Source organism: Rhodoglobus sp. GW821-FHT12B09, assembly GCF_058809925.1.
On the sequence record NZ_JBXATB010000005.1, the window covers coordinates 226,729 to 233,680 of the forward strand.

At 70.6% G+C, this 6,952-nt stretch carries 5 protein-coding genes; 4 read left to right on the forward strand and 1 reads right to left on the reverse strand.

Annotated features, from left to right (window positions below):
* The first annotated feature begins 33 nt into the window (after positions 1 to 33).
* From AC1RTC_RS12125 to treZ, 4 genes are read left to right on the forward strand one after another with little or no spacing between them, the layout of a single operon-like run.
* Entirely contained in the window at positions 34 to 261 is a 228-nt protein-coding gene (locus tag AC1RTC_RS12125; RefSeq protein ID WP_493155980.1) for a hypothetical protein, read from the forward strand.
* Positions 258 to 2,366, forward strand: coding sequence for a glycogen debranching protein GlgX (gene glgX, locus AC1RTC_RS12130; protein WP_493155982.1), 2,109 nt, complete (start codon positions 258 to 260; stop codon positions 2,364 to 2,366). Before AC1RTC_RS12125 ends, glgX begins: the two co-directional genes overlap by 4 nt.
* Positions 2,363 to 4,621 (forward strand): malto-oligosyltrehalose synthase, encoded by a 2,259-nt coding sequence (treY, locus tag AC1RTC_RS12135; protein WP_493155984.1) that lies wholly within the window; start codon positions 2,363 to 2,365, stop codon positions 4,619 to 4,621. The genes glgX and treY overlap by 4 nt, the downstream gene beginning before the upstream one ends.
* Positions 4,618 to 6,318, forward strand: coding sequence for a malto-oligosyltrehalose trehalohydrolase (gene treZ, locus AC1RTC_RS12140; RefSeq protein ID WP_493155986.1), 1,701 nt, complete (start codon positions 4,618 to 4,620; stop codon positions 6,316 to 6,318). The genes treY and treZ overlap by 4 nt, the downstream gene beginning before the upstream one ends.
* A gap of 195 nt (positions 6,319 to 6,513) precedes the next feature.
* On the opposite strand, the gene AC1RTC_RS12145 is transcribed toward treZ, so the two are convergent.
* Positions 6,514 to 6,732 (reverse strand): hypothetical protein, encoded by a 219-nt coding sequence (locus AC1RTC_RS12145; protein ID WP_493155987.1) that lies wholly within the window; start codon positions 6,730 to 6,732, stop codon positions 6,514 to 6,516.
* Positions 6,733 to 6,952: the final 220 nt, after the last annotated feature.

Here is a 6,952-nt window from a genome sequence, read left to right on the forward strand (position 1 = left end):
GCCTACAATCGGGCACGACGGAGGTTCTTCCCCATGCACACCACCACGACCACGCCGAACGCCAGCGACATCCGCCTCGACCTCATCTCGATGAACGAGTGGCGCGTCTGCGACCGCCGGTTCTCGGAGCGCGACTCCCGCAGCGTCCTGGGCTTCATCGAGCGCCGCGAGTTCGCGTACGAGGTGATCTCCGTGCTCACGCCGGGACCGGTGCGCAGCTTCGGCTCGCTCGCCTCCGCGACGCTGTCGTTCTCCGAATGACCGACGTCGAGTTCTGGCCGGGGTCTGCCTACCCCCTCGGCGCCACTTTTGACGGCAAGGGCACCAACTTCGCGCTGTTCAGCGAGATCGCGGAGCAGGTCGAGCTCTGCCTGTTCGACGACGACGGCACCGAGACCCGGGTGGCGTTCGCCGAGTCTGACGCGTACGTGTGGCACGCCTACCTCCCGGGCATCCAGCCCGGGCAGCGCTACGGCTACCGGGTGACCGGCCCGTACGACCCCGACAAGGGCCAGCGCGCGAACCCGAACAAGCTGCTGCTCGACCCCTACGCGAAAGCAACCTGCGGCGAGATCGACTGGGACCAGTCCCTGTTCTCCTACGATTTCAGCGACCCGGATGCCCGCAACGACGACGACTCCGCGAGCCACATGATGCTCGGGGTGGTGGTGGACCAGGAGTTCGACTGGTCGGGGGACAGGAGTCCGCGCATCCCGTACAACCGCACGGTCATCTACGAGGCGCACGTGAAGGGGCTCACCGAGCTCCACCCCGATGTGCCCGAGAACGAGCGCGGCACCTACAGCGGCGTCGCGCATCCCGCGATCATCGACCACCTCACCAAGCTCGGCATCACCTCCCTCGAGCTGATGCCCGTGCACCAGTTCGTCAACGACTCGACGCTGCAGGAGAAGGGCCTCTCGAACTACTGGGGCTACAACACGATCGGATTCTTCGCGCCGCACTCCGGCTACGCGGCGAACGGCGACCGCGGGCAGCAGGTCGACGAGTTCAAGTCGATGGTCCGAGCGCTTCACGAGGCGGGCATCGAGGTCATCCTCGACGTGGTCTACAACCACACGGCCGAGGGCAACCACCTGGGCCCCACGATCTCGTTCCGCGGCATCGACAACGCGGCGTACTACCGGCTCGTCGAGGACGACCCGAAGTTCTACATGGACTACACGGGCACCGGCAACTCGTTCAACGTGCGGCACCCGCACTCCCTCCAGCTCATCATGGACTCGCTGCGCTACTGGGTGACGGAGATGCACGTCGACGGCTTCCGCTTCGACCTCGCCGCAACGCTCGCGCGCGAGTTCTTCGACGTCGACAAGCTCTCGACGTTCTTCGAGCTCGTGCAGCAGGACCCGATCGTCTCGCAGGTGAAGCTCATCGCGGAGCCGTGGGACGTCGGCCCCGGCGGCTACCAGGTGGGCAACTTCCCGCCGCAGTGGACGGAGTGGAACGGGAAGTACCGCGACACGGTCCGCGACTTCTGGCGGGGGGAGCCCGCGACGCTGGGCGAGTTCGCCGAGCGCCTGGGCGGGTCCGCGGACCTGTACGAGGGCGAGGGGCGGCGGCCCGTGGCATCCATCAACTTCGTCACCGCCCACGACGGCTTCACTCTGAACGACCTCGTCTCGTACAACGAGAAGCACAACGACGCCAACGGCGAGGACGGCAACGACGGGGAGTCGAGCAACCGCTCGTGGAACATGGGCGCCGAGGGCCCCACCGAGGACGAGGCGGTCAACGCGCTGCGCGCGCGGCAGAAGCGGAACTTCCTCGCGACCCTGCTGCTCTCGCAGGGGGTGCCGATGATCGCGCACGGCGACGAGCTGGGCCGCTCGCAGTCGGGCAACAACAACACCTACGCGCAGGACTCCGAGCTCAGCTGGATCCACTGGGACGACGCCGACCACGACCTGATCGAGTTCACCGCCGGTCTCACGCGGCTGCGGGCGAAGCATCCGACGTTCCGACGTGTGCGATTCTTCAACGGCCGCCCGGTCACCCGCGGTGCCGGCGAGCCGCTGCCCGACATCGAGTGGCTGGGCATCGAGGCCACTCCGATGACCGACGAGGACTGGGACACCGACTTCGTCAAGGCCGCGGGGGTGTTCCTCAACGGCCAGGGCATCCGCGGCCGCAACGCCACCGGACAGCGCATCACCGACGCGAACGTGCTGCTGTACTTCAACGCCTCCGAGAACGACGTCGACTTCCAGCTGCCCGCCGAGGAGTACGGCGCGAAGTGGGAGATCGTCGTCGACACCGCTGCCGGTGCGAGCGACGAGCACGTGCCCGCGGGCTCGCCGCTGCACGTCGTGAGCCGCTCGATGATGGTGCTCGTAGCCCAGTGAGCGTTCCCGTATCGACGTACCGGGTGCAGGTGCGCGCATCCTTCGACCTGTTCGCCACCGCCGAGATAGTGGATTACCTGCACGATCTCGGCGTCGACTGGATCTACCTCTCCCCGCTGCTCCAGGCGGAGGAGGGGTCGGACCACGGGTACGACGTGGTGGACCACTCGCGGATCGACGAGTCGCGGGGCGGGGCGGCGGGGCTCGCGGCGCTCTCCGCCGCCGCGCGCGCGAAGGGCATGGGTGTGCTCGTCGACATCGTCCCGAACCACGTGGGCGTCCAGACGCCGGCGCACAACGCGTGGTGGTGGGACGTGCTGCTGCACGGTCGGTCGTCGCGGTACGCGGAGGCGTTCGACATCGACTGGGAGTTCTCGCCGAAGCTGCGCATCCCGGTGCTCGGGGACGATCCGTCACTGTCGGTCGCGGACGGGCAGCTCGACTACTTCGGCCTGCGGTTCCCGATCGCGCCGGGCACGGGCGAGGGCACCCCCGAGGAGGTCCACGCCCGCCAGGCGTACGAGCTCGTGGACTGGCGGCGGGCCGACGCCGAGCTGAACTACCGGCGGTTCTTCGCGGTGAACTCGCTCGCGGGCATCCGCGTCGAGGTGCCGTGGGTGTTCGAGGAGTCGCACCGCGAGATCGCGCGCTGGTTCGACGAGGGGCTCGTCGACGGCCTGCGCGTGGACCACCCCGACGGGCTGCTCGACCCCGGCGGCTACCTGGACGACCTGGCCACCGCGACCGGCAGCGCGTACGTGCTGGTCGAGAAGATCCTCGAGGGCGACGAGCGGATGCCCGCGCACTGGCAGGCCGCCGGAACCACCGGGTACGACGCCCTCGGCGACATCGACCGCGTGCTCGTCGACCCGCGCGGACGGGTGCGGCTCGACCGGCTCGAGGACGCGCTGCACGACGAGTCGGCGGCGCCGAAGTGGGCGGACCTGATCCACGACACCCGCCGCGGGATCGCGGACGGCATCCTGCGGTCGGAGGTCCTGCGGATCGCCCGGCTGGTGCCGGCCGTGCCCGACGCGGCCGACGCCATCGCCGAGCTCACCGCGTGCTTCCCGGTGTACCGCAGCTACCTCCCGTACGGCGTCGAGCACCTCGACGCCGCGGCCTCGGATGCCGCACGGCGACGGCCCGACCTCGTTCCCACGCTCGACGTGCTGCTCCCGCTGCTCAGCGACCCCGGGCATCCCGCAGCCCAGCGCCTGCAGCAGACGACCGGCATGGTCATGGCGAAGGGGGTTGAGGACACCGCGTTCTACCGGTACTCGCGGCTCGCCTCGCTCACCGAGGTCGGCGGCGACCCCGCGGAGTTCTCGATCACGCTCGACGAGTTCCACGCGCGGCAGGAGACCCGGCACGCGGTGTTCCCGGCCTCGCTCACGACTCTCAGCACCCACGACACCAAGCGCGGGGAGGACGTGCGCGCCCGCATCGACGTGCTCTCCGAGGTGCCCGACGAGTGGCGCGCGACCCTCGGCCGCCTGCGGGAACTGGCACCCCTCGGCGACGGCCCGCTCGAGAACCTCCTGTGGGAGTCAGTCGTCGGTGCCTGGCCGGCGTCCCGCGAGCGCCTGCACGCCTACGCCGAGAAGGCGGCGCGCGAGGCCGGCAACTCGACGGGGTGGGCAGCGCCCGACAGCGACTTCGAGCGCCGGATGCACGCGCTCATCGACTCCGCGTTCGACGACCCGCGCGTCGCGGCCGAGATCGGGGCGATCGTCGCCCGGGTCTCCGGCCCCGGCTGGTCGAACTCGCTCGCCGCCAAGCTCATCCAGCTCACCGCCCCTGGCGTGCCCGACGTCTACCAGGGCAGCGAGCTCTGGGAGGACTCCCTCGTCGACCCCGACAACCGCCGCGCCGTCGACTTCGACGTCCGGCGAGCGCTGCTGGGCGAGGGCGGGCAGCCGCCGGTCGACAGCACCGGCGCCGCGAAGCTGCTCGTCACCGCGAAGGCCCTGCGCCTGCGCCGCGACCGCCCGGAGCTGTTCACCCGCTACACCGCGCTCGCCGCCCTCGGGGAGGCCGCCGACCACCTCGTCGCGTTCGACCGCGGCGGGGCCGTGACCCTCGCCACCCGTCTGCCGGTCGGGCTCGAGTCCCGCGGCGGCTGGGGCGACACGGTCGTGCTGCTCCCGCAGCGGCCGGTCGTCGACGAGCTCACCGGCCGCGAGTTCGAGGGCGGCGAGCTGCTCGTCGCCGACCTGCTCTCCCGCTACCCCGTCGCCCTCCTCAGCTCATGACCTTCGAGGTCTGGGCGCCGCGCGCCGACTCCGTAGCCCTGCAGCTGGACGGCGTCGGTTACCCGATGACCGAGCGCGACGGCTGGTGGTCGGCGAACGTCGAGTGGCGTCCGGATGCCGACTACGGCTACCTCCTCGACGGCGAGACCGGTGCCGTGCCCGACCCGCGCTCCCGCCGTCAGCCCGCGGGGGTGCACGGACTGTCGCGGACCTATGCGGCCGAGCATCCCGCAGCGTGGCCCGGGCGCGAGCTCGCGGGCGGCGTCATCTACGAGCTGCACGTCGGCACGTTCACGCCCGAGGGCACGCTCGACTCGGCCATCGAGCGGCTGGGCCACCTGGTCGACCTCGGCGTGGACTTCGTCGAGCTGCTGCCCGTGAACGGCTTCAACGGGACGCACAACTGGGGCTACGACGGCGTGCTCTGGTACACCGTCCATGAGGGTTACGGCGGTCCGGCCGCGTACCAGCGCTTCGTCGACGCGTGCCACGCGCGCGGGCTCGCGGTGATCCAGGACGTGGTCTACAACCACCTCGGCCCGAGCGGCAACTACCTGCCCCGCTTCGGCCCGTACTTCGTCGAGGGGCACTCGAACACGTGGGGCGACACCATCGACCTCTCCTCGCCGCCTATTCGCGAGTACATCATCGGCAACGCCCTGATGTGGTTGCGGGACTACGGGGTAGACGGGCTGCGGCTCGACGCCGTGCACGCCCTCGTCGACGACTCGCCCCGGCACCTGCTCGCCGAGCTGGCCGAGCGCACGGATGCCCTGGCCGCCGACCTCGGCCGGCCGCTCACCCTCATCGCGGAGTCCGACCTCAACGACCCGCTGCTCATCACGCCGCGGGACCAGGGCGGCTACGGCCTGACCGCACAGTGGAGCGACGACTACCACCACGCAGCCCACGTGAACCTGAGCGGCGAGACCACGGGCTACTACAGCGACTTCAACTCGCTCGCGGCCCTCGGCAAGGTCATGACGCACGGTTTCTTCCACGACGGGACGTACTCGTCGTTCCGCGAGCGGAACCACGGGGTGCCGATCGACCTCGAGACCATGCCGACGTGGCGGCTGGTCACCTTCACGCAGGACCACGACCAGATCGGCAACCGGGCCACGGGCGACCGGCTCAGCGCGAGCCTCGACGATGACATGCTCGCCATCGAGGCGGTACTGACGCTCCTCGGCCCGTTCACCCCGATGATCTTCATGGGCGAGGAGTGGGGAGCTTCCACGCCCTGGCAGTTCTTCACGTCGCACCCGGAGCCCGCGCTCGGGAGGGCCACTGCCGAGGGGCGCATCGCGGAGTTCGCGAGAATGGGATGGGATGCGGCATCCGTTCCCGACCCGCAGGACCCGGCGACGTTCACGAACTCGAAGCTCGACTGGCGCGAGCTGCGGAAGCCCCGTCACGCCGAGCTGTACGCGCTCTACCGGCGGCTCATCCAGCTGCGCCGCGAGCTGCCCGCGCTCACCGACCCCCGGTTCTCGACGATCGCCGCCGACTGGGACGAGGAGAAGTGCTGGTTCCGCCTCGACCGCGAGGGCGTGACGGTGGTGGTCAACTTCTCGGACACCGAGCGCTGCGTGCCCGTGGCCCTCGACGAGATCGTGCTCGCGACCGGCCAGGCGCGGCTCGAGGGCGCGCAGCTGCGGCTCTCGCCGTCGAGTGCGGCGGTGCTGAGGGGCTAGGGCTGCCGCTTCCGCAGGCCTGAGCCCCGCTCCGGTGCCGTCGAGGGACCAGTTGCTACGGAATGTCGGGGTACGTGCGCAACAACTGGTCCCTCGGCGCGCGGTCGGGCGGGGTCGGGCGCGGTCGCGCGGGGTCGGGCGCGGTCGGGCGGGGTCGGGCGCGGTCGCCGAGCAGGCGAGCCGGGGCGGGAACCGTCAAGCGACCTGCGCGGGCGCGGTGCCGTCCTGCGGCTTCGCGAGCTCGGCGGCGAGGTGGTCGACGACGCGCACGTGGGCGAGCAGCGCCGCCACGGCGACATCGAACACGAGTGACTGGGATACCTCGACAGCCCGGTCGTAGCGGGAGCCGTGCAGTGCGACGAACACCGGCCCGGCCGACTCGACGAACCCGACCACACCACTTCCGACCGACACCTGCACCAGCCCATCATTGAGCCGGAGGGAAGTTGCAATCGCCCCTTTTACCCGTTCCACACTTCGACGATATTCATCCGGAACGTTCCACAACACCGGTTGACTTCCCAGCCTTTGCCTGACAGTCAGCCGCCCGTTGCGGCAGCGGGCGGGCGCGCCACCCCGCCGCGCCCGCCACCCCGGCCCCGCGCGCCACCCCGGCCGCGCGCCACCCCGGCCC

Coding starts and splice junctions, on each gene's coding strand:
- AC1RTC_RS12125 (WP_493155980.1), top strand. CDS start 34: ATGCACACCACCACGACCACGCCGAACGCCAGCGACATCCGCCTCGAC.
- glgX (WP_493155982.1), top strand. CDS start 258: ATGACCGACGTCGAGTTCTGGCCGGGGTCTGCCTACCCCCTCGGCGCC.
- treZ (WP_493155986.1), top strand. CDS start 4,618: ATGACCTTCGAGGTCTGGGCGCCGCGCGCCGACTCCGTAGCCCTGCAG.